This window comes from Mitsuaria sp. TWR114 (assembly GCF_007997345.1).
This window is the reverse complement of record NZ_VOSR01001014.1, coordinates 1-558: the sequence shown is the minus strand read 5'-3', so window position 1 is coordinate 558 and position 558 is coordinate 1. Positions and strand designations below refer to the sequence as shown.

The 558-nt window shown below is 72.0% G+C and carries 1 protein-coding gene; it reads right to left on the bottom strand.

The window, feature by feature from the left end:
* A partial coding sequence (locus FUT87_RS26845; protein ID WP_186830795.1) for an OmpA family protein occupies positions 1–558 on the bottom strand: 558 nt, incomplete at both ends.

Here is a 558-nt window from a genome sequence, read left to right as displayed (position 1 = left end):
GCGCCCACCACCGGCTGGCCGTCGATCGTCAGGCGCAGCGCCGCGTCGTCGGGCGCATACGGCGTCAGCATGCCGCAGGCGCTCGGGTCGACCAGCGTCACGCTGGACACGGTCTCCACGGTCGCTGGCACCGTGTCCTTCCAGTAGACGCGCACCTCGACGCGCCGGTTGGCGGACCAGTTCGCCCGGTCCTCCCGCGGCGAGGCCAGCGGCTCGTCGGGGCCGCGCGAATCCGCCACGTAGGCGTTTGCCGGCAGTCCCAGTTGCTGCGTCAGATAGCGGCCCACCTGCTGTGCGCGCGCCAGGCCGAGCGCATGGTTGTCGGGAAAGCGCGGACGCAGTTCCGGCTTGATGCGCTGCACGTCGGTGTGGCCGACGATCTCGAAATGCAGACCTTCGCGGCCGCGCACCTGCGCGACGATCGCGTCCAGCCGCGCCTTGTCCTCGGGCTTGAGCAGGTCCTCGCCCGAGTCGAAGTGCGGCGTGTGCGACTCCTCGCGCGGCTGCTCGGTGCCGGGCACGGTGCGCGTCGTCTCTTCGCGCCGCTGCTGCAGCGCG